The organism is Vibrio sp. 10N.247.311.49 (assembly GCF_041467655.1).
Classification (GTDB): Bacteria; Pseudomonadota; Gammaproteobacteria; order Enterobacterales; family Vibrionaceae; genus Vibrio; species Vibrio crassostreae_C.
Genome location: NZ_JBFSVA010000032.1, coordinates 1 through 25,987, shown reverse-complemented (window position 1 = coordinate 25,987; position 25,987 = coordinate 1). Strand labels below are relative to the sequence as shown.

Sequence of the window (25,987 nt, the reverse complement as noted above, 5' to 3'; positions counted from 1 at the left end):
TGAGAAAGATATAGAAAGCATCAAAAAGAGATAAAAAAGATTGGAGAAATGGTAACAAAAGAAAGTCGCTAAGTTTTAATAAGCGACTTTGTTCAATTTAATCTGGACTAAGTCAATGGTTCTTACGAGAGGTGTCCACCTGCGAATTTCTGCCTGCTAACAGTTATTTGAACTCATAGGTGTAAGACGCGCCAACACTGTTATTTTCACCGAAATCGTCCTCAGCAAAAATAGTGAAGAAGTTGAATGATTGAGCGTCACTCAACTTGTAGCTAGCACCGACGCCTGCCCAATACCCTGAATAATCATCAGACCCCATTGAACCGCCACCGAAGCCCATAATCGACCACTCATCCGTAATCGTTTTTAAACCAAAGGCACCAATGTAGCCACCATGTGTTGAACTCGGCATCAATACATAATCAGAGCCAACGTTATCATCATCGAAAACCGCCACTTCGCCATCATTATAACTGTAGCCAGCCATAGGGAAGATTTGCCAACCGAACGGCTCAATGTCGAAATAACTCAGTGGTATAAATGTGCCAATACTGTAGTTGTTCTTATAAGCATCGTTGTCATATTCAGAACGGCTAAAGTTGAAGTTAACAATACCCATAGGCAACAGCCATGAGCCGCCTATTCGCCATTCTTCGCCATCTGCGTTAACACGAGCATTGATCATTCGTGCTTCATCAAGCCCAATAGACCCAGAGAACTGCAGATCTTCGTTATAAGCAACGCCAGCTTTGGTTACGATTTTAGTCGGATCATCAGGGTGCTTCTCTTCAGCAAAAGCACCCGTTGAAAATAAAGACACTAAAGTAATGATTAGTAGATTACGTAATGTCATTAGAAGGTCGCGCTAACACCAACAAAGTGGATACGGCCATCGAACGAACCATTCAACAGATTAACTTGACCAAATCGACCATATCGATCCATCTCAACTGAACCCAAATCAGCGTATTCATAGAACACATCAATTAAGATGTCGTCCCAGTAGGTAGATGCGCCAACTGAGTAGCGGTACTGTTCACCCACAGGAAGGTCAACCCATTGCATTGACGGATCGTCTTGCGGAGAAGTTTCGTAAGAGAAGCCAGCTTTCAAACGCCAGTCTGAATTCAATTGATAATCCGCACCTACCGCAAATTTCCAAACGTCATCCCAGTCACGCTCAATCGGAACACCATTAATTGGACTTCCTGCTATTCCAAAATCAAGAACGGTTGTATCCCATTCACTCCAACGATGGAACTGAATACTAGCAAGCAGGTCAAGTTGAGAGTTCAAAGCATAGCTCGCACTGACATCGATGATTTCAGGTAAAGCAATATCAGTTGATAATGAATTCAATACGCCTTGGTTAATAACGCCATTTACATCATTGTTAAACTTATGCTCTAGCTTAGAACGGTAACTTGCGCCCAGCTTAAGTTTATCTGTCGGTGTGTACATTACGCCAAGGTTATAGCCGTATGCCCAGTCAGTATCTTGCTTCGCAGTAAGCATTGACGTTGTTTGTTGGAATGCAGCCCAACTGAATTGCACACCCGCGCCTACTGACCATTGGTCATTCAGCTTATAACTCAGTGATGGGTTCACTTGCATTGCAGTAAGAGTGATATCTTCTAGAAGTGCAGCACCCGCCCAATCACTGCCGTAATCAAGGCTAGAGCCGCCAACAGCGCCAAGCGCGATACCAAGGTGTAATTTGTCTGTGACTTGATGAGCGTGGAAGGCACCAAATGACGGCATTACGGAATGAGCTTTACCATCTGGATTACCACCGTTATCTTGATACTTCATTTCAAGATCGAATGCCATGGTGTTGATGGTCGTTTTGCTTTCGCCCATGTGAGACATAGTGGCAGGGTTTGTCCACATCGCCGCTGCAGATCGAGTGTAAACACCATCACCAGCGCCAGTAGTACCAGCGTTGGCAACGACAGCTTCTTGCAAAAACAGGCCACTTGCGAATGCATTTAAGCTCGTAAAAATTGCAGTGGCAGCTAGAGAGTAAGTAAAAGTTTTGTTCATCAGAGCGCTCATTTAGCCTTAGACATTAAATTGCTCTAAGGTTACCGCAAAGCTCAATAAACAAAGGGAATATCCATTATTCCTGTACAAGCGCTATTTAAACTTTCTGGCGACGTAAGGGCGTGGTTTGTCTCGATGAATTTCACGTTGAGCAGCAATCGCCCTGTTCTTACCTAACCCAACCTTTATCTGATACCAAGTTTCGCAGAATACAGCCATGCCCGGGCTTGACCACCAAGTCTTGTTGTAGAGCTTCTTGTTAGCAGCGACGACATCTGGCGACCGATTCGCACACTCAAGTGCCAACGCATAGGCTTCAGCGTAAGGATCTTCGGCAATCTTGGTCACCAACCCATATTCTTTAGCGGTTTCACAGTCGATCACTTTGGCCGTCATCGCCATTTCAAGGGTGTGATCTTTACGCATCAGCTCTCTAAAAGCGATAGCGCCTCCCATGTCTGGAATCAGACCCCACTTTGCTTCCAATATAGAGAAGTTCGCATCCGGGCTAGCAATTCTAAAATCACCCCCACTGACCAATTGCAGGCCGCCTCCCCAACAACGACCATGAATCGCAAAAATGACAGGGCATGGAATATCTCGCCAACCCAATGAAAAGCGTTGTGCAGCGTTAGGCAATGTCGGTAGCCATTTAAACAAGAGCTTCATCGCCCCAGATTTACTGGTTAATAGGGACTTAACATCAAGCCCTGAACAAAAATCAGAACCCTCACCTTTTACTATTACGGCACGAATCTCGGTGTTCTTTTTCAGCTGAGTCACCATGTTATTCACGCCTTGAAACATTGCCATATCAATAGCATTGAGCTTATCGGGTCGATTCAACACAACCGTCGCAATTTGGTTTTCATCGATAGAACAAGTAATACGATCGAGGTTTGGCATGGTGGCTACCTTATCAGTGGTCAGACCTTTAGGTTATACATTTTATTAACATATGCCAAACTTGCACATTAAGAAGCGAGACCTGTGTTGCTTAACGTCTTTCCCTTTACACAAACGACATCAACAAAAAAGCAGTGATGGATCGCTCCATTCACTGCTTTTCATCCGTAGCTTTTATCGCCAATGGCTTTGATTGCCAGTAGCTTTGATTAGCAATGGCTTTCGGTCATGAGCAAAACCTATGTTCTTCGAGATTTCAGTAGCAAGAAGATGAAGTAGCTACCACCAATAATTGAAACTAACGTCCCTGCTGCAAGCTGCGCTGGGAACACCACCACTTGCCCTAGCCAATCGGCGAATAGCATCAATGCTGCACCAATTAAAAACGACAAGATGATCTGCTCTCGAACCAAACGAGCCCCCAACATTGCAGCGATATGCGGAGCTAACAAGCCGACAAACGCGACAGGCCCCATGGTTGTTGTCACGACCGAGCATAAGATCGCAACAATACACAACAGTGCCACGTATGCGATATTGATATTCAACCCTCTGGCACTCGCGAACTGTCGTCCAGTCGCAATTAAGGTCACCCAACGGCTCAGTAACAGAGCAACACCAATACAAGCCGTTATCACTACTGCCATTATAGTGGCTGATTCAGGCTCCACACGGTAAGTAGAGCCGGCTAACCAAGCCAATAATGTGTATTTCCCCTCACCCACTCGCGTTAAAGAGAATTGCACCAAAGCTTCCAAGACTGCGGTCAGCGAAATACCGGTAAGGATCAAAATCGATGGCGCAAACTGATGCTTCTTGCCAAGGAACAATAATAGACAGAGTGCAATCGCACTGCCTAAGAAAGCAATCCAAGGGCTCAATGAGTGAATCGAATATCCCATAAACAAGCTGCTGAAAATCAAAGCTAGAACCGCACCCGCCGACACACCAAGAATGTCTGGGCTTGCGAGCGGATTGTAGACCAACCTTTGTAAAATCACCCCAGCCACCGCTAAGCCACCACCAGCGAATATCGCGGTTAACATTCTCGGCCAACGAATAGACCATTCAAATGCATCTGGGATAACAAAGTAGCCCATATCAGAAGAAGGCTGTGACAATGCGCTCAACGCGAACAACCCGAAGATCATCAAGCCCAACAAGAAGTAAGCCAAAGATGAAATAGACTTCGGACCTTTAGGCATTGAGAAAAACAACTGATCTTGAGCAGACATTTGCTTTCTCGCAATAATGATCAACGCAGGAGCACCAATCACTGCGGTTGCCGTCCCTGTTGGAATCATGTCCAAAGACCATTGCGCCAAGAAGATCGCCAAGCTGTCGGTGACACAAAGTAATAGCGCACCTAATACACAACTCGCGATGAGTTCAGATTTAGCCTTTAGAAAACCTAGATGCCTAGCGATGTTCGGAGCAATCAAGCCGATAAAGCTGATCACGCCCACTGAGGTAATCGACACTGAAACCAACCAAACGCCGATTGCCATTAGCACAAAGAAGGTCGTGCCAATATTGAGCCCGCGCGCCGCAGCCCCTTCAGTGCCGATGGAAAGCAAAGTCAGAACTCGCGGAGCTAAGAAGAATATGGCAAAAATCGGCAACAGCTTAGGCATCAACCAAAGCACTTGTTCCCAGCCATTTTGCCCTAGGTCGCCCGCTCCCCATACAAACAGATTTTGTGCGTACTGATCGTTGAGCAGAATAATCGCCGTTGCAAATGCCCCTAATAACAAGTTGACCGCCATACCCGCCAATACAATTGGCAAGCCGCTCATGTTTTTGATTCCGACAATCGAAACAATCAGCCCCATCGCAAGCAGCGCACCGACCAAAGCAAACCAAACTGAATACTGAGCGACCAACATCGGCGCCACCACATTCAGAATAACCAGACCAAGCCATGCACCTGACGATGTACCTAAGGTTAACGGGGACATCATGCGATTCTGTGTCAGTTGTTGAAACAAGCTGCCGATGGTGCCAAGTGTTGCGCCAACCAAGATCGCCATCACCAAGCGAGGTAAGTTGACATAGGCTAACGCCATCAACTCAAATGAATCATCAACCATTGAGTTGAATGTCGCGATGTCACTGATCTGTGAGACTTGCTGAAGCAACTCACCAATAGGACCAAATTCCGACTGCCCTAACCATAAATGAACAAGGGCAGCACAAAGCAGCGCAGCCCCCATCATAAAACCACTGGATTTCATTACTGCTCCGCTAGCGTCAACAACGATTGCGCCATGGCTTCTGCGTTATACAAGATCGACATAGCACCGCCGTAGCTCCAACTTGCCGCTACTGGGCTAAATTGACCATTGCGAACAAAGGGCATGCTCTTCCAAACCGGAGAACGGTTTAGCTTGTCTTGATATGGGAAAGGTTCAAAGTAAAGCACAATGCCGTTCTTCACGTTCTTAAGCTCGGTCATGCGTTTTTGACTGATGCCCCACTGACTTGCAGGAAGATCCATCGCATTGTCAAAGCCAAGCTGCTCAAGTGCGTATTGTGGAATCGAGTTATCGCCATAAATGAACACCGATGTAGTACTCGCAAAACGGAAAGAAGTGACTTTCGGTTTGTCGCCCGGATACGCTTTATCTAACTCAGCTTTTAGAACAGCGATACGCTCATCCATTGCGGCCAGCTTTTGGTTCGCTTGTTCTTCTTTACCAAGCAACTGGCCGATCTTCTTGAAATTCTCAATAGCAGCCGCTGCATTGCTGTGTTGTTCGCTGTACGTTTGGTAGTAAAGCACGGGCGCAATTTCAGAAAGTCGTTCCTGAAGATCTTTCTGAGGAGAAGCGATAAGAATCACATCAGGGTTTAGCTTTTTAAGCGCCGAAAAGTTAGGTTCAGTTCGAGTGCCAATATCCGCCACGCCTTCTGGAATCGCAGGCTGAACAACCCAATCGGTATAACCTGCAATATCAGGTACCGCTACTGGTGTAACACCGAGTTCAATCACTTGTTCGGCTATGTCCCAGTTCAGCGCAGCCACTCTAACAGGCTGAGCTTCAAGGGTTTTAACACCCTCACTGTCTTCAACTTGAAAGTTGGCCATCGCTTGAGCTGATAACAACAAGCTCAATGAGACAATGAACGAACTCACTTTAGGAAAACGAGAAGTAAAATAGTTGGCTTTCATATAATCACTGTCACTTTTTAATTGTTTATTTAACGACAAAAGCAGCCTACACAGGCTGCTTAGATTTATGTATTCAAATGAATTAGAACTCGTAGTTCACGCTGAGTTCTACTGACTGCTCTGCACCGAACCAACAGTTCGATTGGTCGTAGCAGGTGTAGTACTCTTCATTAAACAGGTTGTTAACCAGCAAGTTAGCCGTTGCACCTGACAGAGTTTCACTTGCTTCCCCTAGGTCATAACCTACGGATAAATCGACAACCGTATATGATGGTACTTTTCCTTGAGTATTCGTTGCATCCATCTCCATTTCACCCATGTAACGAGCACCTGCACTGAAGCGAGTTCCCGATAAAGCACCACCATAGACATAGTAATTGCTCCATAGATTAGCGGCATGTGTCGGTACATAGATTGGTGTCGTTCCTTCAAGGTCAGGGTTTGCATCTTCCGTTACTTCCATATCGACGTATGTATAGCTCGCGTTCACATCCCAATCTTCCGTTACAAACCATCTGCCTTCGACTTCGACACCTTGAGAACGCACTTCGCCTAACTGAATCTTAGAGCGATACGTTGGATCCGATGGATCGGCAGCAATTGAATCTTTCTTAGTAATGTAAAAGTATGATGCTGTAAGTTGCTGTGCCATATCAGCAGACAGGTATTTCACACCTAGTTCGACTTGCTCACCCAGCTGAGGTTTTAAAGAGTTACCGTTAATATCGGTACCAGCAGCTGGTTCAAAACTCGTCGCGTAACTTACAAATGGAGAGATGCCATTATCTAACTCATACAAAGCACCTACGCGGTAAGAGAACTGATTGTGATCCGCTTTTTCTGTGCCATCGCTTGTTGGATAAATGCTCGTTTTTTCGTCACTCGCTTTGAACATGTCGTAACGTCCACCAGCAAGTAAAACCAGCGCGTCGTAGCGAACTTGATCTTGGAAATACAAGCCCAGTTGCTCGGTCGTGATGTCATGTGATTCACGATAATTCTCTTGTAGCTGACTCTTATCAAGCAAGTCATTATTTGGGTTGTATGCGTTAAATCCGTAGAAACCAGCGTTCGCGGTGAACTCTTGATACAAAGAGTCGCCCGTCAGTTTTAGGTAATCGAGACCAAACAATAAGTTATGCTCTAGCCCAGCAACCTCGACGCGACCTGATACTTGGTTGTCGATAACAAAGCTTTGAGAGTCTTCATCCGTGCTATACACATTTCGAATTAAGCTACCAGTTGCGGCGTTAAAATTCGTACCGCGATGGTAGGTGTTTTCTTGATATAGCGACGCATCGGAATAACGAGCGTTCTGAAGGAAAGTCCAGTTGTCATTGATTTGGTGGTTAATTTTGTAACCTAACATCAAGACTTCACGTTCAAAAGTACTCCAGTTCTTGTCGCCCATCGACACAGATGGATCACTTGCCTTCAATACTTCGAGCGGCATTGCAGAGTTAGTACCCATTGACGGATCATTCTGATAGTAAAGATTGAAGTTAATAAGTGTTCGATCAGATACCTGCCAATCTAGCGATGGAGCAATCACATAACGCTCTTCTTCAGCGTTATCAACTTGGCTGTCTTGTTTACGAGCGAGTGCAACTAAACGATATGAAAAGTCACTGTCACCTAACTGACCTGAAGTATCAATTGACGCTTCCATCAAGTTTCTTGAGCCTGTAGATACACCCACTTTTGTCGACCCGTCTTCTTGCGGTGCCTTCGCGATCATGTTGACCATACCACCCGGCGGCATCGATCCATACAACACAGACGTAGGGCCTTTAAACACCTCAACTTGCTGAATCGCAATAGGGTCGATCTGAGGTTGCAGGTTCCATCCAGTCAGGAACGGCAGAATCAAGCCATCGTAGTAACTCTGATTGTTACTAAACCCACGAATCGAGAACGTATCGTACATGGTTACTGATGCGCCCTTTTGCTCAGTCACAACACCCGGCGCGTATCTAAGCGCTTGGTTAAGAGACTTTACACCTCGTTGCTCTAACTGTTCTTCATCAATGACTGTAATACCTTGAGGTGTTTCTTCCGGCTCAAGTGCCGATTTTGTGGCTGTATTACGATAGGCTTTACCCATAATAGTGACAGTTTCTATATTCGAATCTGCCGCAGTAACGGTTTCTTCCGCCAATGCTTGCGCTGAAAACGCAGTCAGCAACGCTACTGCCAATGATGAATACTTAAAACGAGTGTGAGTGGTCATAATTCCCTCGGTACCAATGCTTAATATAAATAATAATAAATCTCATTTGCATTGTATGTATCTAGAGGTGGGATAATTAACAATTTGGTGCAAATTCAAAAAGAACTTGACCTATTTTTAGTCGAAAACGGTCAATTGATGATTAAAAAGACAATTGACCCTATTGATAGGAAGGCTTTGCTAGAAGAGAGTGAGCGGGAATATGACTACGATTTAATAATAGGAACCCAGTACTCCATTTCAGCGTCAGAGGCATGTGCTTGATAGGCAAACGGGTACACTTCAAGCTCATATCCATCGACGCCACGATAACCTGAACTTGGCATCCAATTCAGCACAAACCAACTCAAGGTGTGTCGTAAATTCTCAATTGGACCACAGTGCTTCACTACAGCATAAGTTTGCTTAGGAACCGTCAGTACCTCTAATCTTTCAGAGATAATACTCGGTAATTGCGGGATTGAAATTCCTTCCTGAAGTTCTACCCCTGCCCAATAGTGAATATTAGTCCCGTCAAAGCAAGACTGAGTCAGGTCAACCACGCCAATGAACTGGAGCACGTTGTCGTCAGGGATCTCAACTTCACCTTCTAAACGTGACCATAGCTGAGGGACTTTCTGAGCGAAGTCTTGCGTGAGTGAAAACAGACCACTGATTTCTGATGTCATGCCTTTCACTAGGAAAGACTCTCTTTCATCAATGCGCACTTCCACAAAGCTTAACGCCCCTTTTTCAGAAGTACTCGCTGTTTCAGATACTTGTATCGGCTTTCTTAGCCCGACTCTTTTACCTGCTTTTCTATACTGACTTGGGCTAGACCCAAACATCTGCTTAAACGAGCGGCTAAAGCTTATTTCTGAATTGAACCCGAGCCCAAGAGCAATATCTATCACGCGATCTTTTCCATCAAGCAGGTGTTCTGCAGCTTGGCTTAACTTTAGCTCTCTCACATAGTTAGCCACAGTAAGCCCTGTTTCGGCTTGAAACACTCTCTGAAGCTGCCAACGAGACCAACAGCTTTGTGTCGCAATATCTTCTAACGATAGCGAGGAGCTAAGGTTCGAATGGATATAGGTTAAAACGCGACTGATACGACCAAATGCAGGTGTGTTCATATTTAAGCTTTCATATTCTCTATAGTTGACAGCGACATATTCGATTCACCAATACTTTTATCATTTAAAACGGCTTTTATCACTCAAAAAAAGAAGCGCTCATGTGTGTTCTATAAAATGACCAAAAGATAGAGGCACCGAGTAGATGCTCCATTTTGTATGGTTATCCTCGATTATGTCCGTTATGATAACGCTACTGATTCTCATTTAATGGTTTATGATGCTTTCCCAGCTGCACAATATTATCACTCGTCGGAGAGCCCCGTCTCTACATCAGAAAATCTTCGCTCACTCAAAACAAGTGACACCTTATTTAAGTGGAAGCTTTGGTGTTCTGCATAGCAAGAGCATTGCAATAACGAATGATGATAGCCATAAAGAAATCAAACGAGTTTACGATGGCCTTGTGCAGAGCCACCCTGAAGCAGGCAAAGCCTATTGGTTAACCCGAACGTGGGATCTGGTTTGCTGGCAACCAATCTACGTGACCTTTATATCTATCTACGGCCTTCACTCACTGCCTGATATTAAGAACATCGGCCAGTTTAGGTACAAAGAATTTGTCACAGGCTACCGTTTCTTTAATGGTGATCATCAACACGGTTCACCAGAAGAACTGATTCCACAAGCAGGCGAAGCTATTCTTGCACTCACAGAGTTTTATCGTAGCCAGATTAGTGAGTGGACACGTATTCGTCCGGGGTTTACCAATCATCTACTTGCTGATCTATTATTAGGCAGCTTGATAAAACTACAGCAGCACGAACCGAGCCTAACCAACGATTATATCACTGAACAAGCTAAGCTTTGGTTAGAAGCATGCCAGTTACCTGAAAATCATTTAAACAGCCTTAAAATAGACGCTGATTCGGGGATGCTAAAACTGATCAGAATCAGCTGCTGCTTAGTTTATAAGTGCGACTCTAGAAAGTATTGCGACGATTGCCCAAGACATCCCGACAACAAAAAAACAGCTCAATAACACCCTCTATTTTTAAAAGCCAATAAAGCTCGTTTAATTTCACTGAAGCGCTTTATTGGTCTAGGCACAGGACTGACATGTTTCAGCTTTCAAACATCAAAATTGTTCGTGATGAACGAACGATTCTCTCAATCGAAGACCTCTCGATTCCGACCAACGAACTGACCGTCGTTCTTGGCCATAATGGTTCGGGTAAATCTACACTCGTTAATTTACTCTCAGGGCAGATGTCACCAGATCATGGCAGCGTGGAACTAGACGGCGCTTCCCTCTCTTCATTCAAAAGCAAAGACTTAGCCAAGCAGATTGCTTATTTACCGCAAAAACTCCCCGCTTCTGCTGGCTTAACTGTCGAAGAGCTGGTTCGTTTAGGGCGTTTCCCATGGAGAGGCGCACTAGGCCGTTGGAATTCAGAAGATAAGTCGATCATCCAGCAAGCAATGGAAAGAACCGGTGTTACTGAATTCTCACAAGCATTAGCGGATGACTTATCTGGTGGTGAACGTCAACGAGCGTGGGTCTCTATGTTACTAGCTCAACAGTCACCGGTATTGATCCTTGATGAACCGACTTCTGCACTGGATGTTCATCATCAATTTCAGCTAATGGGCTTACTGTCTGAACTCAACAAAAAAGAAGATGTTGGGGTGATCGTTATTTTACACGATTTGAACCTAGCGCTTCGTTACGCGACGCATATTGTCGCCCTGAAAAAAGGTCAGATTGCGTTCGAAGGCAGCGCGGATAAGTTACTCGATGAAGAGGCTTTGTCAGCACTGTATGAGTCCCCTATCCGACTGATCGATCATCCAGCGCCAGCCAATACTGCAGCAAGTGAGAAGGTTGCAGTCGTCTGTGAATAGTTCGGGCATTTCAGTCTAAGCTCTAAGCTCTAAGCATAATAAAGGCCATTGAAATCATAAACTTCAATGGCCTTTTCGTTTTTCACTCACTAGCTAGCTAAATAATTAAATAACTAGCTAAGCTGGGACTCTCTCGCTTCTTGACTACTGAAACCACGTAAAATATTAAACAGGGTAATCAGTGTGAACAACATGATGACAAGCGATAGATGCCACGCTTCTCCTAGTCCTAACTGAACCAGCCCCATGCTCACCATTGAAGACACCACCATCTGCCCTCCGCCAGACATCGCAGCAGCCGCGCCAGCGTTCTTCTTATAAGGCGACATCACCAACGCCTGAGCACAAGGTAACGCTATACCATTGCCAAGAATCATCAAGAACTGGCCAAGCATTAAATAAAGTGGCTCAAGTGGACAAAAGAAAAGCCACAACGCCGCAGCCACATGTAATACAGGTGTGCATAACAGAGTTTTCTTGTTGCCCAGCATAGGGCGAATACGGTTACATAAGCTTGTTCCGCCGAGCATGCCTAATGCAGGAATCACCGCCCACATCGCGTATTCATCTGACGTCATGCCAATCTGATTTTGCATGATAAATGGCATCACTGATACGGTGGTGATCATCAAGCTAAAGTTAAGCCAGCCAATACTCGCAAAGCTCATAAAATAACGAGAAGTGAGTAGCTCTTTGTATTGAGAAATCATTTTCTTCGGTGAAGGGATAGCCGAAACCTTAGTGACGGTTTCCTTAAACTTGAACGCCAATACCACCCAAGCCAATGAGACATAGCCAAGTAGTGAGATAAACACCATACTCCAGCCAAAGTGGAAGTTAATAAACCCACCGATAACAGGCGCGATCAAAGGTGTTATAGAGGTAACCATCGCAATATAAGACATAGCCAAAGGCAAGTCTGCGCCGTTGAATCTATCGCGCGTCGAGGCACGAGCAAGTACAGCGCAACAGCCGGTTCCTAGGCCTTGTAGAAATCGCCCCATCACCATATTGGTAAACGAGTGGCTGAAGAAAATGATCATCAATAGTCCCAGCATGGCGATTAATAATCCGCTCAGCAGCACTTTCTTGCGCCCAAGAGCATCGGAAATAGGGCCATAAATAAACTGGGAAGGCCCAAAACCTAATAGGTACACGCTTACCAATAGCTGGGCTTGCTCTAGTGATACATCGAAGTCTTTGGCGATCCAAGGTAGTGATGGAAACACCAGTCCCATACTGAGCTGACCGATACTGATGACCAAGCACGCAAGTAAGATCGATTTAAAATCAAATCCACGACTCATCGTTTAATAGGTCCGTTCGAAGAAAAATCGTGCGTATCTAACTCACAACATAAAAACAGAGAAAATAGCGAAAATGCTGCTGGTGAGTTGTTCATAATGCTCCGACAGGATCAAATAGAGAAAGGCAGAGTAAACATACGTGAGCTTGTATAATCATACAATAGGCGTTCAACTAAATATGTGAATAGTCACTTTTCAGCAACCTCGGCTTTCCGCCTATCGGCCACAAGCGCTAGACTAACACTAGATGCTCATAATCAAGGGACTTCAATGAACACTCATCACCGTATTTTTTCATGTGCTTTGGCGCTGCTTGCCTCAGGTCCTGTAACGTCAGCCTTTGCTTGGCAGGCAGAGAAGATCACCGACGGACTCGTGATCCCTTGGGGACTGGCTTATGTCAACGATAAGTCCATGCTAGTCACAGAAAAATCAGGCGTCATTAAACATGTCGATTTAAAAACTGGCGATCAACACACACTCTTCAGGCTGCCCAATGTATGGGCGAAAGGCCAAGGTGGATTATTAGATATCGCACTTTCCCCTTTTGAAAACGGAAAGTTCTACGTCACTTACAGTAAAGACATCGATGATGAAGGCGTAACAACACTGGCTTCTGCTAATTACAGCAATAATGAAGTCATCAATTGGACAGACGTGTTTGTATCTAAATCTAGAACGGACACCGGACGTCACTTTGGTAGCCGTATCACCTTTGATGATAGCCACCTGTATTTTTCAATCGGCGACCGTGGTGATCGAGACAACGGCCAAGACACCATGACTCACGCCGGATCAATATTACGACTGAATGCCGATGGAAGCACACCAAGCGATAACCCATTCACGGATAACAACAAAGTGCTCAATGAAATTTGGAGCTTTGGCCATCGTAATCCACAGGGTCTGTATTACGATTTCCCGACTCAAAAGCTTTGGTCGATTGAACACGGCCCTCGCGGTGGTGATGAAATTAACCTAATAAAAGCGGGTGCCAACTATGGGTGGCCTGTCACCTCACACGGAAAAGAGTATTGGGGCCCTATCAGCGTTGGCGAATCGGAAACCAAAGATGGTATTGAAGCGCCAAAAAAAGTCTATGTTCCTTCAATCGCTCCGGGCAGTTTGCTTGTTTACCAAGGAGACAAATACCCAGAGCTGAAAGGCAAACTGCTGGCTGGCGCACTAAAACTTACTCACATCAATATTGTGACAGTCAATGAACAAGGTGAGGCAATCGAGGAAGAACGCATTTTAGAGGACTTGGGCGAAAGGGTAAGAGACATCGAAACTTCACCAAACGGAGACATCTTCTTCAGCACTGATAATGGCAACCTGTACCGCTTGAAAAAGTAGCCGAGACCTCGTTCAAGTAAAGGCACTTACCTTACAACGACATTTATAAATATAAGCCGTTAAAAGTGGGCTCAACGCCCAGTTAGCGGCTTTAAATTTGCAAAAATGAATGCGCTAAAACAGTGCATTTACTCCAAATTCGTCATCAATTTCGACCACCTTTTTCACAAAAACTACAACAAATCACCATACAACTGTAACTCCATGATATTTAAGGAATGCAAAGTTTGACTACCCCCAAGTTTCTGCAACCTTTCCCTATGTATTCGATTGACTATCCCCTGATTTGATTTAGACTCGTTCCCGGCTAGAAAGAAAGTTCTTTGTATATAAACATTTCGTTGGATTACTAGTAACCCCGTTGTGTTGTACGCAATAGCAATAAACTTTTCCACGCTATCAGTGCCACAATTGGCTCAAAATAAAAATTTAATTTTAGGATATCATCATGTCTAACACAGTTACTGGTACAGTAAAATGGTTCAACGAAACTAAAGGCTTCGGCTTCATTCAACAAGAAAACGGCCCAGACGTATTCGCACACTTCTCTGCTATCACTGGCGACGGTTTCAAAACTCTTGCTGAAGGCCAAAAAGTTGAGTTCGTAGTATCTCAAGGTCAAAAAGGCCCACAAGCTGACAGCATCAAAGTACTTTAATCTAGTATTTTAAAGCTTTCTAAAAATAGCCAGCCTCTGCTGGCTATTTTTTTACCCGCTATTCAGAGATTTAAGGTAATATTCCCCTTCACTATTTCTACCTAAGACACCCTCTCAATGGCTCTTAAACCGACAATCTACAAGTTTCGTATCTCTTTAACCGATATGAATCGCGACTATTACGACTCTTTCAATCTAACGGTTGCACAACACCCTTCTGAAACAGAACAGCGAATGATGGCTCGAATCATGGCTTTCTGTATCAATGCGTCTCCTGAACTTGAGTTCACTAAAGGGTTGTCTAGCATTGAAGAACCCGATTTATGGCAGAAGTCGTTAGACGATCAAATCCTAGAATGGGTTGATGTAGGCGAACCTGATCCAGAGCGTGTTAAGAAGGCAACTCGCCTATCTAAATCAGTACGCGTATTCAGCTTCAACACTAAATCAAACGTTTGGTGGGAGCAGAACAAAGGTAAATTCGGCTACCTAAAAGCTCAGATCGTTCGTCTAGACAACGATGGTATTGAGCAGCTAGCAGCGATGACACAACGTACGATGGATCTTTCAGTCATGCTGACGGGTAACTCTGCTTTCATTAACAGCGATACTCAATCGGCAGAAGTAACGTGGGAAGAGCTACAGAGTAATGACTGAGCGTCCAACCCCGAATAATTCGCAAACAGAAGCTAGCCTGCAAGAAGAAGCCAAGCAGCAAGCCGACGCGCAGCAAGAAATCAAAGCCAAACAACAAGCTAGAACCAAGCTTCACCAGTGTTTAAAAGAAGCAGGTTTAGGTTCAGTCAAAACGCTCTCGACAGGCTACGAGAAAGAGCTGTCGTCATTTATTGATGAAAACCACGCTTTGTTTAAACACGCTTGCGAGAACAAGCCGGAGAACTCTGCACGTCAGACGTTGCTTGGCTTGCTAACCAAGGAACATATCGATGCAAGCTATCGCTTTGAAAGCAATAAAGAAGCGAATGAGGCGATGCAAAATGTATTCGATAATACAGTGGGAACTGAGCACAGCGACAAGTTTCAAAACTCTAACGCTCAACAGTTAAAACTAGTCACGCATTTGTGGTTGTTCATTCAAGGACGACTAGGAATGGATTACAGCCTAGCCAATGATCACGCAGCTGTAGCCGCTACGCTACTGTCTCGTATATCGAGAAGCAATGATGATGAGATTCGCATAGAGTTCATGGCGAGTTTTTACGATGGTTTGAGCATCTATCAAGCCGAGAACAAGCCATCCGGTATTGTTCACCACTTAAAGCGTTTGTTTAACCTTTCTTAAGCACTCCACCAGCGACTGATTCTAGTTACGCTCTATATGCTTTCAACAAACGTTAAGATATAGAGCGTGCTTTTTCTGCTTGGCCGCAACAGATTCCCTATTACGTTCATTCCTCACTTTAGGGAATGGCGAAAGTGAATAAGTCGCTCATTCTTCACTTTAGGGAATAACAGCATTCTCAGCCATTACAGTTGACTTTATTGCAGGCGTAAAAAAGCCCCGCATAAAGCGAGGCTTAGAATATTTTCAACGAACTTCAATTTACAAAGGCTAAATCACGTGCATCCAATAACGAAACGTATTAACGCAGGCCGTGTAAGAATTCGTGGCGCGTTGCTGGGTTTGATCTGAAGATACCGCCCAGAGCTGTTGTTGTCGTTTCGCTAGTCGCGTCCATTACACCGCGTGATTTTACGCAGTAATGAACCGCATCCATGGTGACAGCAACGTCATCAGTTTCGAGTAGCGTTTGCAGTGCAACAAGGATCTGCTGCGTCATACGTTCTTGAACTTGTGGGCGCTGAGCAAAGAATCGAACAATACGGTTAATCTTTGAAAGGCCGATGATTTTCCCACGAGGGATATAAGCGACCGCAGTCTTACCATCAATCGTCACTAAGTGGTGCTCACAAGTACTGGTCACGGTAATGTCTTTTACTCGTACCATTTCACGAACGCCCATCTTGTTTTCGATTACCGTAATTTTAGGGAAATTGGCGTAATCCAAACCAGAGAAAATTTCATCCACGTACATTTTAGCAATACGTTGCGGTGTTTCTTCCAGACTATCGTCCGTAAGATCAAGTTCAAGGAGAGTGAGAATCTCACGCATATGGTGTTCGATTCGTTCCTTTTTCTCTTCTCGGCTAACCTGGTTTGGACTCATTGGTGTCTCTAAACCACGGCTTGCTAGCGCATCTTTAACCAACTTCGCTGATTCGCTAAGACCTGACATTGAACTTCCTCTTTTATTACCCCTTCTGGATGGCAAACAAGGATACTCGGAATTTTGAATAAATACACCCATATTTTAAGGGAGGTCATTATTTACGGGGCTTAAACTGTGCTAGAGTGGCTAGAATTTCGTTGGCGAACCATCATGATTTGATAACTATTGAATCCCTATTGCCAACCGCCAAATCAAAATAATAACGATCAAAGGATTTCAATTATGGGCTGTTGCGACGCTCCGGGCTTGATGCCAATTGAAGAAGCACTAGATAAGCTGCTATCGCCAATTCAACCTATTCGAACGACCTTATCACTGCCATTGGCAGAAGCATTGGGTTACGTACTTGCTGAAGATATTCTATCCCCTATTTTCGTACCTCCTTTTGATAACTCAGCAATGGACGGCTATGCACTGCGCTTAGCAGACCTAGAGAACAGTAAAGTGCTGCCTTTAGCGGGCAAGTCCTTTGCAGGTCAACCTTTTGAAGGTGAATGGCCAGCAAACACCTGTATTCGCATTATGACTGGCGCAAAGATCCCGGAAGGTTGTGACGTCGTAATCATGCAAGAAAACACTGCTGAAACTGACGCTGGCATTGAGATTCAGCAAGACGACATCAAGCTGAACAATAACATTCGCCCTACCGGTGACGACATCAAGCAAGGCGATATCGTTCTTAGCCGTGGCGAACGTTTAACACCTCGTGACATTCCAATGATTGCTTCGCTCGGTGTGAGTCATGTAACTGTGGCACACAAACCTAAAGTCGCTTTCTTCTCTACTGGCGATGAGCTCAAGCCATTAGGTCAGCCTCTTGAAGATGGTCAGATCTACGACAGCAACCGCTACGGTATCAAACCACTGATTGAAGCGTTTGGTTGCGAAGCAATTGACCTAGGTATTATTCCTGATTGCCCTGCAACGCTTAAAGAAACCTTTGTAAAAGCGCAAGAACTGGCAGACGTAGTTGTCACTTCTGGTGGCGTAAGTGTCGGCGAAGCTGATTACACCAAAGACATTCTTGAAGAGCTTGGCGAAATCGGCTTTTGGAAACTAGCAATCAAACCAGGTAAACCATTCGCATTTGGTGAGCTAGACAACGCTTGGTTCTGTGGCCTACCGGGTAACCCAGTGTCTGCAATGATGACTATGTATGTGTTAGTTCAGCCTATGCTGGCTAAATTAGCTGGTCACACAGCATGGACAGCACCAGAGTCGATTCCTGCTATCACTAAATCTGCATTCAAAAAAGGCCCAGGCCGTACTGATTACCAACGTGGCATCTACTCGATTGAAAACGGTAAGTTTGTAGTAGAAACAACAGGTAACCAAAGCTCTGGCGCTTTCCGCTCAATGAGCTTAGCAAACTGCTTTGTGGTACTAGAGCGCGAACGTGGCCGTGTTGAAGTCGGTGAAACGGTTCAGATTCAACTGTTTAACTCCACGCTTTACTAACGAGGCTTGCTGATGGAAATACTGTCTGACGCAGAGATGCTTCGCTATAACCGCCAGATCATTCTCAAGCAGTTTGATTTTGAGGGTCAAGAAGCGCTGAAACAGAGCTCGATTTTGGTGTTAGGTGCGGGTGGTTTAGGCTGTGCCTCTGCTCAATACCTCGCGACTGCGGGAATTGGTAAGCTAACACTGATCGACGATGATATTGTCGAGCTTTCAAACTTGCAGCGACAAGTGCTTCACACCGATGCTGACATTGGTAAGAAGAAGGTCGATTCTGCCGCTGAGTCTTTGCAGGTATTGAACCCTCATCTGACGATTGCAACTGTCGATCACAGGCTTGATGACGAAGCGCTAGCAAGTTTGATCGAAGCACACTCTCTTGTTCTTGATGCCAGTGACAACGTTGAAACGCGCAATCAACTTAACCGTTTGTGTTACACATCAATAACGCCTCTAGTATCGGGCGCTGCGATTCGCATGGAAGGTCAGATTAGCGTATTCACTTATCAAGATGAAAATGCACCTTGTTACCAGTGCTTGAGTGCTCTATTCGGCAACGCTGCTCTAAGCTGTGTTGAAGCCGGTGTGATGGCACCTGTTGTAGGCATGGTAGGCGCGGCTCAGGCTTTGGAAGCTATCAAGGTTATTGCCAAGTTTGGACAACCAAAGCAAGGCAAACTTTTGATTCTCGATGCCATGTCTCACAGCTGGCGTGAAATGAATTTAATAAAGATGCCTAATTGTTCGGTGTGTGGTAAGTAATAAAAAGAGCCAAAGCCCATTGAGTTGGCTTTGGCTCGTTACCCTAATACGTTGTTAATGATTAGAAGTATATTCAGAAGCGACGTAATCTAGCTCCTTTTGCTCTGCGAGCATCTCAACTGCAATTTCAGGTAGTGATGGAACCCCATGAAGAAAACCTTGTTGGTTAAAGCCGCCTAGAGTTTCCAGAAATGCACAGGTGTCTTTATTTTCAACACCCTCATAGATAATACGTGCGTTTTTTACCGAAACGAGCTTCTTAACTTCATCGATTTTTTGCATGTAATCAATGTTATGGCAAAGTCCCCATGTAATGGTTTTATCTATTTTTATCTCACTAATAGGCAGTTTGACAATACGTTCAATATTCGATGCTTCCATCCCAAAGTCATCTATAGAGATCTCAAAACCATTCAACCTTAGCCGTAAAATATTTGCCAACAATTCTTTTTCAATATTGCCTGAAAGCCCCTTTTCAGTCAGCTCTACAACGATAGTATGCTCAATACCTTGCTTATAGATCTCGAGTAGATTATCGACAACAGATTCATCAGTCAGTAAATTAGGATCGATATTAATTGAGAACCTCAACGATTTATCAAGTTCACTGAAGTGGAGATGATAATCCTGAATGAATTTATTTATCACGATATTGGTAAAAACCTTTTGCTTTCCTAGCTCTTCAATTACTGGCAAAAAATAGCTCGGTGGAAGTAAGGTCCCGTTTTCATCAGACCATCGTGACAACACTTCAAACCCCGAAATAACATTTATATCCGAAACAACTTGCGGCTGATAAACCAGATTGATGGGAAAATCGTCATCGATGATTGTTGCACGGTTACCAAAGCCAAGCTCGCTTTTGGTTATGGTTTCAACTTCAAGTGCTTTATCAACCAACTCACTTATTTGGTTAGCCCAAATAGGCTTTTCTAGTGAAGCGACAACATTTAACTCATAGAGCTTTCCAAGCATACTCACCGAGCTAACAATGGATTTATCCAAACCTGAAATAATGATTATTTTAGACTCAACATTTTGTTGCGACATCATACTCAAGAGTTCAAATCCATCGCCATTGGGCATCATGATGTCCATAATCACCAAATCAAATGATGCGTTTTGCATTTTGCTCATTGCATCGAACGCATTTTCTGCAAACTGTACAGATGTTTTTTTATTAGATAAAGAGACCGCATTTTTAATGACCTCTCTCGATAGTTCAACATCGTCAACAATCAATACTGTGTTATTCATTCTCTTCACCTTTATAGTTTGCAATAATATCCATCCAAGTGCGTTGTGATTTCATTTTCTTTGAATCCAAGTTCATGACCTTCATTGATCTATCGTTACTTCTTACACTTCGATACTCGCAGCCCAATGAAAAAAACAGATCAAAAATCCTTTTGCTTTTCAGTAGTATATAAAGCTCTTTATCTGGATTTAAGCTTTGTAGATACTTGTACGCCTCTCTGCCCATTGTGTCTGTAAATGACGAATAATGAGTGCAGTTAAAAGTAACAACTAAATGTGCTCTATCTTCTTTAGATACTAAGACTTGCTCCAAAAAATCTGCTGCAAGATTATAGTTAGCACTTAATAAGTGTCCGATTAATTGCCCATTAACCGTGACGAGCGTTAACTCTCCAGAATATTGATTTATTATTTTTTCAATAATTACCTTTCTACTCAGATCTAAATCTTCTAAATTACTGAGCATAACGTTATCCTCATATTCAAAGATGACATCAATTAACTTGGTAATCTTCCCAAGAAGGAATGAATTATTTGAGTTAATCACCGTAACTTCTGTTTGGACGTGCATGTTCATATCAATATAACCGTTATTATTAAATTTATTCGTTAACCCTGTGAGAACTGTTTGTGAGTCGTTTGCCTCCCAAACATCAAATATGTTGACTCCAATAAGGTCCAGTAACTCGTTTTGACGTTTTAAGTGGGGAGTTGTTACTCCTCTTTCCCAACGGCTTAGTGTCACAACGTCCAGGTTGTTAAAGTTAGAGTTACTTCTTTGAATCGCATCAACAAAATTAGTTTGAGACAAACCATTATTAACACGAAACGTACGTATAATATTTCCAAACATAGCTTTATTTTCTTATTCGTTATTGTGATTTAGCTTATTTTTAATTAAATACGAACAAAAGCTAAGGGCAAGCTGTGATTGAATAATTTGAAAATGCCCAGCTACTCTCAACACTTATTGGATGATAGTTATTTTCATAACAGTTTGGGCATTATCTTGATGACAATGCCCATAACTCTCAGAAAAACAGATGAAAATAATACATGAAGATCCGAAGATGGCTTACCCTCAGGTTATAGGTAGGAGTATTTAACTAAGTTAGCAAGTACCACCTGATAAAGCGCAATGAAGCTTTAGCTTTAGATCGCTCGGGTTGAGCGGTTTGGTTAGATAACACGAAAAGTATTGGTCCATTCGAGCCTCTTCTTGAATGGTAGCTCGTGCCGTAACGGCAATTATAGGTAACGATGGCTTACGCTTTCCCAACTCAGAAGCAAGCTCAATGCCATCCATAACCGGCATTGAAATATCCGTCAGTACAACATCAAAGTCATGTTCAGAAGCGAGTGCTAAAGCCTCCAAACCATCATTCGCGGTCATGCATTCACAACCTAGCTCGTTTAAGTGGAACTCTAGAATTTCTCGGTTGAACTCAACATCATCAACGATCAAGGCTTTTTTACTTGTGCAGTCTAAGCGCTCTCTAACGTTATATACCTGTTCAGCAACACCGTTAGAACACTCAAGAACATTCATAATTTCTTGAGCTGGGAGTGAGATAACAAAAGTACTACCGGTGCCGAGCACACTCTCAACACGCAACGAACCCTTCATTAACTCTACGATGGTTTTAGTTATCGCCAAGCCCAAGCCAAAACCAAACTGTTGGTCTTCTTGATTAACCTGTTCAAAGCCGTTAAACACCGCATCCAATTTATCTTGGGGAATACCGACTCCAGTATCGCTTACGGAGATATTGAATGCTCTATCGTCGGTTGAAACTTCTATTGTCACCCCTCCCTTGTTTGTAAACTTCAATGCGTTCGAAACTATATTATTGATTGCTTGCTTAATACGAAGCTCATCAATCATCAATGTTGTCGAAGCATCGACATTGCATATAATATCAAGCGACAATTGTTTAGACTCGCTAAGCGGAAAAAACGTATTTTCAATTTCGCGCATCAAACTCATTACTGACAGGCATTTAGGGTTTAATGAATAGCTTGCTGCTTTTACTCTTTCAAAATCCAATAGGTCATTCACAATGCCTAAAATAGTATTGCTCGCACTCGAAATACCGTTCAGCTGATGGCGATATTCGTCAAAGTTTTTGCTATGGCTTAGCATATGTGTATAACCAATAATCGCGTTCAGTGGCGTGCGAACCTCATGGGACACATTTGAAAGCAGCACCGATTTCTGTTTATTGGCCTCACTCGCCTCTTGCGCTGCTATCTCGTACAGCTTCGTTCGCTCTTCAACTTCATATTCAAGCCCTTCAATCAAATTTTGAATCTGGATCCCAGCCTCAGAATAAGCCTTTGAAAGCTGTTCAATTTCGTCTCCATTACTATAAACAGTATGTCTGGATTTATTAAAATCACGCTGCTTTAGATATTTAGCTTGTGCGATCAATTTAGAAATAGGTATCAGCATCTTATTCACCGCGATTGAGTTAATAGCTAAAAACAGACCAAGCAAAAGGATATAAGCAAAGAACAGGCGTTTGATCAACGAGTTATCACCAGATAAAACCAGCTCTTTGGTGGTCGCATAACTGGAACGAATCACATGCTCTGGCGTGACTAAAATCAACCTCCAACCGGTTTGACGGTTCTGAACAAAAGTGACATTGAAAACACCTTTTTCGCCACTTACCACAAAACTACCCAAGTAATGTGACATGATATGGCTTCCGACACTCTTTTGAATTTGTTCATCAAAAACACTTTCAGACATCAATTGGTCGACATTCTGTTGTAGATTCGACGCGATAAGCTTGCCGCTGTCGTCTACTAAGAAATAACGGTATTGGAATTCATCGATCATATTTTCAAAAGTCAGTGAACGAGAAAAATACTCTAAATCTAAATCAAATTTGAGTAACGCGTTATCCCAGTGCTCTGGACGGATATAAATGGCAAACTTAGTGACGTGCCCCACTTTAACTTCTTTCCCTATATAGAAATTCTTGTAGTGGATCATGCGACTAAAATCGACAGAAATAGAGCGGCTTACAATACCATTTTCGGTGATAGAGACTTCTTGGTTGCGTTCAGTGTCAATAAAAAGCACCTTTTTGATAAAAGGCTTACGCTCTGTGTTGATATAAGCCAGTTGTTTATTACGAAGTGCCTCGTTTTTCGATTCATTAACAAAATCATGAGCAAAATCAATCGCTACATGCTGCACTTCCTCAGTGATCAGCTCGACCTCTTTATCAAGGGTTACACTTTGAGCTTTCACAAAGGTAAGTAGAAGCTTTTTGTTATTTCCCGTAATGCTCTCCTTTATCTCTTCAAATTGGTTTTGTGAAGAAACCTGAACGATTTCGATAGCGGAGTACGTAAGCAACACCACAAATAGAACCAGTATTGTTGCGTTGGTGAAAATGATTTTATTTTTAAAAGACACGTTCATATCCTCCAACTTAAGCGTCAAAAAGTTGAATCATGGCGTTAGACACATCCATCAAAATCTTTTTTCCGGCACTTTCATTGATTACCGCGTCGTAGTGCTCCAATTTAAGACAAATTCTTGCAACCTCTGTAGCCCCGCAAGATAACGCAATGCCTTTCACTTTATGGGCGAGCGCTCGATTGGACTCACCTCCTTGAAGAATATCATCATTAACCTTGTGCAAACTTCTAATAGCAATCTGACGAAATCGAACGCCAATATCCGATTGAAAGTTACAACCCGTCGCCATTAAAAATACATTTGTGTCGATGCTATACATACCAATTTCTCCCGCCTTCGTGACCCCCCTTAATTTTGACCGTCTGTTACAAAACTGATATGGCAGATCGAGAATTTAAATAACCGGAATGCCCAATGGCATTGTCTGTTTTTTAACTTGGCTTATGCCATATTCACTGCTGGCTACATTTGGACAATAGATCACACTTTTTATGATTATCGAGTGAAAATAATGGCTCAACTTTTCAGACATACTTTTAGACGCTTGGAACAATTAGGTCGAGTGTCTATAAAACAAATATTTGGCGTAACGGCCTTCTATGTAGATCACGTTTTGCTCGTTCTACATAAAAGTGGGGAGCTGTACCTCAGAGGAACACCGGCACAAAAAGGCTACTTTATTAACAAGGGCTACCCCAAGGTGAATGCGAGCGTACTTGGAGTAAGTCAGAATGCGGATTATTACAAGTTGCCAGCAAACCCTTGGAGCAAGTATTCTTTGACTCTATGTGAAGCAGAAATCGCACTAGAGCAAATAAAGAGATCACGAAGCAGTTATATTTCTGCTCCCGAAAGGCTCAAAGACTTACCCAACATGCGATTCTCAACTGAGCAACTTCTTGAGAAAGCGGGTATAAACTCCATTGAGAAACTCAAAAACCTGGGCACGATTGGTGCTGTAGAGGCTATCCAACAGCATACCCACCATAAACCAACCATCGAGTTAGTTTGGTCGTTAGAGGGTGCAATCCAGGGTATACACCGTTCACAACTGCCGACGAACCTAAAAAATGCATTGCGCACCCAAGCTCAAAGTTATTGTTAGCCTATATTGTTTTAACGAAGCTTAGATTCTTGTTAAATCCAAATGCGGTCAATTTGATGCCGTGGCTATTCCTAGCTACGGCTCATTAGGCTAACCCGCTGTCCTTAAGTGATTTCACTCAAGTTTAACGTCTTTAAATTAGCCTCCCCTTTCATTTGATCGCCCACTCCGTTTTAATTTTCACTGCCAGCCTTTATTTTGGTTTCCTACTATTCCCTCTGCTACAAATTACCATTCAAGTTTTAATGCAACTGAATTTATAACTATTTATTTTACAACCTGCCCTATCGCTACCAAACTAGGCATATCAACACAACACTAATAAAAGGTGCCTAAATATGCGTTCATTAATCTTTATTTCAACAGCAGTATTAGCAACTCTTATCTCTTTTCAGTCGGCGGCCGCAAATGTCACTGTGCGTTGGACAGGGAAAGTACCGACTTCTGACTGCGCTTCAAACCCTATTAGCAATCAAGTCGCGTTCAACTCACAAAGCGAACGTTGTAAGGTTGAACTTAAACAAACTGAAATAACTAATACAAAAACAGCAAATAAAATGGTTTCGTTTGATGTGTAATATGAAAGGAAAACCCATTAAGTAGGCATAATAGCCAGATTAATATTCAACCTGACCTTGCATGTAATCGCAGCAAATAAATAATACGGGTATGATAATTAAACTGGCTGTTTGTTTATGCACTTAATCTTACATAAAGGGTCGCTAAGAATTTCGCTAGCCGACCACCCAACGATAAAACCCATCCAGCTCACACTCAGTGAATTTTTAGTTCTAAAAGAGTTACTCACTCATCAAGGGGAGCATTTAACCAAACACCATCTACTAAAAATGGGATGGCCCAATTCATTCGTCTGTGACAATGCATTGAATATGGTGATCATGTCTTTAAGAAAGAAGCTTCTTAGGCTCGGTGGATGGATAGAAATCAATACCATTTACAAGATAGGTTATAGTTTAAATAAAACTGACAAAATATGTGTTTTGCAGTGAATTTAAACACTCCCGTCGCTTTGTTTCCTAATTGGATCTCAGATAGAAACGGCCAGTATGGGTGATTATTAG

At 43.3% G+C, this 25,987-nt stretch carries 24 protein-coding genes; 11 read left to right on the top strand and 13 right to left on the bottom strand.

The annotated features are described in order from the left end of the window. Positions 1-163: 163 nt before the first annotated feature. From AB6E54_RS20835 to AB6E54_RS20805, 7 genes are all read right to left on the bottom strand, one after another. Entirely contained in the window at positions 164-853 is a 690-nt protein-coding gene (locus AB6E54_RS20835; protein WP_102393100.1) for a hypothetical protein, read from the bottom strand. Beyond that, entirely contained in the window at positions 853-2,043 is a 1,191-nt protein-coding gene (locus AB6E54_RS20830) for an OmpP1/FadL family transporter (RefSeq protein ID WP_017070530.1), read from the bottom strand. Before AB6E54_RS20830 ends, AB6E54_RS20835 begins: the two co-directional genes overlap by 1 nt. A 93-nt stretch (positions 2,044-2,136) precedes the next feature. Continuing rightward, complete coding sequence (locus AB6E54_RS20825) at positions 2,137-2,949, bottom strand: crotonase/enoyl-CoA hydratase family protein (protein ID WP_017064440.1); 813 nt, start codon at positions 2,947-2,949, stop codon at positions 2,137-2,139. 239 nt (positions 2,950-3,188) lie between these two features. Then, entirely contained in the window at positions 3,189-5,183 is a 1,995-nt protein-coding gene (fhuB, locus tag AB6E54_RS20820) for a Fe(3+)-hydroxamate ABC transporter permease FhuB (RefSeq protein WP_372107200.1), read from the bottom strand. Continuing rightward, the gene (locus AB6E54_RS20815; RefSeq protein ID WP_372058428.1) at positions 5,183-6,121 is read right to left on the bottom strand and encodes an iron-siderophore ABC transporter substrate-binding protein; all 939 of its coding nucleotides are present in this window, start codon (positions 6,119-6,121) and stop codon (positions 5,183-5,185) included. The genes fhuB and AB6E54_RS20815 overlap by 1 nt, the downstream gene beginning before the upstream one ends. A gap of 82 nt (positions 6,122-6,203) precedes the next feature. Then, positions 6,204-8,351, bottom strand: a complete 2,148-nt coding sequence (locus AB6E54_RS20810; protein ID WP_102333676.1) for a TonB-dependent siderophore receptor — start codon at positions 8,349-8,351, stop codon at positions 6,204-6,206. A gap of 206 nt (positions 8,352-8,557) precedes the next feature. Next, a complete protein-coding gene (locus AB6E54_RS20805) occupies positions 8,558-9,466 on the bottom strand; it encodes an AraC family transcriptional regulator (protein ID WP_017086415.1) in 909 nt (302 codons plus the stop codon). Positions 9,467-9,686: 220 nt separating this feature from the next. On the opposite strand from AB6E54_RS20805, the gene AB6E54_RS20800 reads away from it, so the two are divergent. Both AB6E54_RS20800 and AB6E54_RS20795 read left to right on the top strand, forming a co-directional pair. Next, positions 9,687-10,448, top strand: a complete 762-nt coding sequence (locus AB6E54_RS20800) for a siderophore ferric iron reductase (protein ID WP_372107207.1) — start codon at positions 9,687-9,689, stop codon at positions 10,446-10,448. 77 nt (positions 10,449-10,525) lie between these two features. Next, complete coding sequence (locus AB6E54_RS20795; protein ID WP_372058427.1) at positions 10,526-11,311, top strand: ABC transporter ATP-binding protein; 786 nt, start codon at positions 10,526-10,528, stop codon at positions 11,309-11,311. A gap of 113 nt (positions 11,312-11,424) precedes the next feature. On the opposite strand, the gene AB6E54_RS20790 is transcribed toward AB6E54_RS20795, so the two are convergent. Further along, positions 11,425-12,618 (bottom strand): multidrug effflux MFS transporter, encoded by a 1,194-nt coding sequence (locus tag AB6E54_RS20790; protein WP_372107199.1) that lies wholly within the window; start codon positions 12,616-12,618, stop codon positions 11,425-11,427. Positions 12,619-12,888: 270 nt separating this feature from the next. On the opposite strand from AB6E54_RS20790, the gene AB6E54_RS20785 reads away from it, so the two are divergent. The 4 genes from AB6E54_RS20785 to AB6E54_RS20770 all read left to right on the top strand — a co-directional run bounded on the left by AB6E54_RS20785 (position 12,889) and on the right by AB6E54_RS20770 (position 15,935). Then, a complete protein-coding gene (locus AB6E54_RS20785; protein WP_372058425.1) occupies positions 12,889-13,974 on the top strand; it encodes a PQQ-dependent sugar dehydrogenase in 1,086 nt (361 codons plus the stop codon). A 448-nt stretch (positions 13,975-14,422) separates the two neighbouring features. Next, positions 14,423-14,632: a cold-shock protein gene (locus AB6E54_RS20780; RefSeq protein ID WP_010430417.1), complete on the top strand. Its 210-nt coding sequence runs from the start codon at positions 14,423-14,425 to the stop codon at positions 14,630-14,632. A 117-nt stretch (positions 14,633-14,749) separates the two neighbouring features. Then, the gene (locus AB6E54_RS20775; protein WP_017061727.1) at positions 14,750-15,289 is read left to right on the top strand and encodes a YaeQ family protein; all 540 of its coding nucleotides are present in this window, start codon (positions 14,750-14,752) and stop codon (positions 15,287-15,289) included. After that, positions 15,282-15,935: a hypothetical protein gene (locus tag AB6E54_RS20770; protein ID WP_372107197.1), complete on the top strand. Its 654-nt coding sequence runs from the start codon at positions 15,282-15,284 to the stop codon at positions 15,933-15,935. Before AB6E54_RS20775 ends, AB6E54_RS20770 begins: the two co-directional genes overlap by 8 nt. A 301-nt stretch (positions 15,936-16,236) precedes the next feature. Here AB6E54_RS20770 and folE read toward each other — a convergent pair whose 3' ends face one another. After that, the gene (gene folE, locus AB6E54_RS20765; RefSeq protein WP_017061725.1) at positions 16,237-16,890 is read right to left on the bottom strand and encodes a GTP cyclohydrolase I FolE; all 654 of its coding nucleotides are present in this window, start codon (positions 16,888-16,890) and stop codon (positions 16,237-16,239) included. A gap of 216 nt (positions 16,891-17,106) precedes the next feature. On the opposite strand from folE, the gene moeA reads away from it, so the two are divergent. Both moeA and moeB read left to right on the top strand, forming a co-directional pair. After that, the gene (gene moeA, locus AB6E54_RS20760; RefSeq protein ID WP_017061724.1) at positions 17,107-18,342 is read left to right on the top strand and encodes a molybdopterin molybdotransferase MoeA; all 1,236 of its coding nucleotides are present in this window, start codon (positions 17,107-17,109) and stop codon (positions 18,340-18,342) included. Positions 18,343-18,354: 12 nt separating this feature from the next. Beyond that, positions 18,355-19,107, top strand: coding sequence for a molybdopterin-synthase adenylyltransferase MoeB (moeB, locus tag AB6E54_RS20755; protein ID WP_372107196.1), 753 nt, complete (start codon positions 18,355-18,357; stop codon positions 19,105-19,107). Positions 19,108-19,161: 54 nt separating this feature from the next. Here moeB and AB6E54_RS20750 read toward each other — a convergent pair whose 3' ends face one another. The 4 genes from AB6E54_RS20750 to AB6E54_RS20735 form a co-directional block, all read right to left on the bottom strand. Next, a complete protein-coding gene (locus AB6E54_RS20750) occupies positions 19,162-20,364 on the bottom strand; it encodes an EAL domain-containing protein (protein WP_372058424.1) in 1,203 nt (400 codons plus the stop codon). Then, a complete protein-coding gene (locus tag AB6E54_RS20745) occupies positions 20,357-21,217 on the bottom strand; it encodes a helix-turn-helix transcriptional regulator (protein ID WP_102333684.1) in 861 nt (286 codons plus the stop codon). Before AB6E54_RS20745 ends, AB6E54_RS20750 begins: the two co-directional genes overlap by 8 nt. A gap of 258 nt (positions 21,218-21,475) precedes the next feature. Then, a complete protein-coding gene (locus AB6E54_RS20740; protein ID WP_102428215.1) occupies positions 21,476-23,800 on the bottom strand; it encodes an ATP-binding protein in 2,325 nt (774 codons plus the stop codon). A gap of 10 nt (positions 23,801-23,810) precedes the next feature. Then, complete coding sequence (locus AB6E54_RS20735; protein WP_017061719.1) at positions 23,811-24,119, bottom strand: Hpt domain-containing protein; 309 nt, start codon at positions 24,117-24,119, stop codon at positions 23,811-23,813. Positions 24,120-24,311: 192 nt separating this feature from the next. Between AB6E54_RS20735 and AB6E54_RS20730 the strand changes: the two genes are divergently transcribed. The 3 genes from AB6E54_RS20730 to AB6E54_RS20720 all read left to right on the top strand — a co-directional run bounded on the left by AB6E54_RS20730 (position 24,312) and on the right by AB6E54_RS20720 (position 25,915). Then, positions 24,312-24,905 (top strand): TfoX/Sxy family DNA transformation protein, encoded by a 594-nt coding sequence (locus AB6E54_RS20730; protein WP_065583723.1) that lies wholly within the window; start codon positions 24,312-24,314, stop codon positions 24,903-24,905. 338 nt (positions 24,906-25,243) lie between these two features. Then, positions 25,244-25,483 carry a hypothetical protein gene (locus tag AB6E54_RS20725; RefSeq protein ID WP_017061717.1) on the top strand — a complete coding sequence of 80 codons (240 nt, stop codon included), beginning with the start codon at positions 25,244-25,246 and terminating at the stop codon, positions 25,481-25,483. A gap of 117 nt (positions 25,484-25,600) precedes the next feature. Then, entirely contained in the window at positions 25,601-25,915 is a 315-nt protein-coding gene (locus AB6E54_RS20720) for a helix-turn-helix domain-containing protein (RefSeq protein ID WP_017061716.1), read from the top strand. The last annotated feature ends 72 nt before the right edge of the window (positions 25,916-25,987 follow it).

Excerpts from the sequence above, each read along its gene's own strand:
- AB6E54_RS20745 (WP_102333684.1), bottom strand. The coding sequence starts at position 21,217 with ATGTTTGGAAATATTATACGTACGTTTCGTGTTAATAATGGTTTGTCT.
- AB6E54_RS20740 (WP_102428215.1), bottom strand. The coding sequence starts at position 23,800 with ATGAACGTGTCTTTTAAAAATAAAATCATTTTCACCAACGCAACAATA.
- AB6E54_RS20825 (WP_017064440.1), bottom strand. The coding sequence starts at position 2,949 with ATGCCAAACCTCGATCGTATTACTTGTTCTATCGATGAAAACCAAATT.
- AB6E54_RS20735 (WP_017061719.1), bottom strand. The coding sequence starts at position 24,119 with ATGTATAGCATCGACACAAATGTATTTTTAATGGCGACGGGTTGTAAC.
- moeA (WP_017061724.1), top strand. The coding sequence starts at position 17,107 with ATGGGCTGTTGCGACGCTCCGGGCTTGATGCCAATTGAAGAAGCACTA.
- AB6E54_RS20785 (WP_372058425.1), top strand. The coding sequence starts at position 12,889 with ATGAACACTCATCACCGTATTTTTTCATGTGCTTTGGCGCTGCTTGCC.
- AB6E54_RS20805 (WP_017086415.1), bottom strand. The coding sequence starts at position 9,466 with ATGAACACACCTGCATTTGGTCGTATCAGTCGCGTTTTAACCTATATC.
- fhuB (WP_372107200.1), bottom strand. The coding sequence starts at position 5,183 with ATGAAATCCAGTGGTTTTATGATGGGGGCTGCGCTGCTTTGTGCTGCC.
- AB6E54_RS20810 (WP_102333676.1), bottom strand. The coding sequence starts at position 8,351 with ATGACCACTCACACTCGTTTTAAGTATTCATCATTGGCAGTAGCGTTG.
- AB6E54_RS20790 (WP_372107199.1), bottom strand. The coding sequence starts at position 12,618 with ATGAGTCGTGGATTTGATTTTAAATCGATCTTACTTGCGTGCTTGGTC.
- AB6E54_RS20835 (WP_102393100.1), bottom strand. The coding sequence starts at position 853 with ATGACATTACGTAATCTACTAATCATTACTTTAGTGTCTTTATTTTCA.
- AB6E54_RS20795 (WP_372058427.1), top strand. The coding sequence starts at position 10,526 with ATGTTTCAGCTTTCAAACATCAAAATTGTTCGTGATGAACGAACGATT.
- AB6E54_RS20720 (WP_017061716.1), top strand. The coding sequence starts at position 25,601 with ATGCACTTAATCTTACATAAAGGGTCGCTAAGAATTTCGCTAGCCGAC.
- folE (WP_017061725.1), bottom strand. The coding sequence starts at position 16,890 with ATGTCAGGTCTTAGCGAATCAGCGAAGTTGGTTAAAGATGCGCTAGCA.
- moeB (WP_372107196.1), top strand. The coding sequence starts at position 18,355 with ATGGAAATACTGTCTGACGCAGAGATGCTTCGCTATAACCGCCAGATC.
- AB6E54_RS20780 (WP_010430417.1), top strand. The coding sequence starts at position 14,423 with ATGTCTAACACAGTTACTGGTACAGTAAAATGGTTCAACGAAACTAAA.
- AB6E54_RS20830 (WP_017070530.1), bottom strand. The coding sequence starts at position 2,043 with ATGAACAAAACTTTTACTTACTCTCTAGCTGCCACTGCAATTTTTACG.
- AB6E54_RS20815 (WP_372058428.1), bottom strand. The coding sequence starts at position 6,121 with ATGAAAGCCAACTATTTTACTTCTCGTTTTCCTAAAGTGAGTTCGTTC.
- AB6E54_RS20750 (WP_372058424.1), bottom strand. The coding sequence starts at position 20,364 with ATGAATAACACAGTATTGATTGTTGACGATGTTGAACTATCGAGAGAG.
- AB6E54_RS20730 (WP_065583723.1), top strand. The coding sequence starts at position 24,312 with ATGGCTCAACTTTTCAGACATACTTTTAGACGCTTGGAACAATTAGGT.
- AB6E54_RS20770 (WP_372107197.1), top strand. The coding sequence starts at position 15,282 with ATGACTGAGCGTCCAACCCCGAATAATTCGCAAACAGAAGCTAGCCTG.
- AB6E54_RS20800 (WP_372107207.1), top strand. The coding sequence starts at position 9,687 with ATGCTTTCCCAGCTGCACAATATTATCACTCGTCGGAGAGCCCCGTCT.
- AB6E54_RS20725 (WP_017061717.1), top strand. The coding sequence starts at position 25,244 with ATGCGTTCATTAATCTTTATTTCAACAGCAGTATTAGCAACTCTTATC.
- AB6E54_RS20775 (WP_017061727.1), top strand. The coding sequence starts at position 14,750 with ATGGCTCTTAAACCGACAATCTACAAGTTTCGTATCTCTTTAACCGAT.